General features: G+C 60.4%; 1 protein-coding gene. It reads left to right on the forward strand.

What is annotated here, in order from left to right; all coding sequences use genetic code 11:
* Positions 1 to 265, forward strand: a 265-nt coding sequence (locus H6M51_RS24380; RefSeq protein ID WP_348644576.1) for a hypothetical protein, incomplete at its 5' end; no start/stop codon positions are given.
* Positions 266 to 338: the final 73 nt, after the last annotated feature.

Here is a 338-nt window from a genome sequence, read left to right on the forward strand (position 1 = left end):
AAGCAAGGTTCACAGGTTCAAGACAATGAAGACCATCGCAGCAGCACTCCTGACCACCATCGCAGCCGCTTCGGCCGCTTTCGCGATCGAGCCAATCCCCGGCTCCATCACCTATGGCGGTGCGCAGCCAAGGATCGAACAGGCTCCCACCGGTTCGAGCTTCTTCCACACCTTCCATCTCAACGGCACCGAGGTGCACGAGATCTACAAGGTGAACCCAGACCGCTCCGTCTCCCTCGTCGCCCGTTCCATGTCGAACCACTGACTGTCGAACCCGTGACGCGCCGGACGGCGCATCTCACAGGAAACGCATACCCTGACACTCAACCCTGAGCTGC

The organism is Rhizobium sp. AQ_MP, assembly GCF_014237835.1.
Taxonomy (GTDB): Bacteria; Pseudomonadota; Alphaproteobacteria; order Rhizobiales; family Rhizobiaceae; genus Allorhizobium.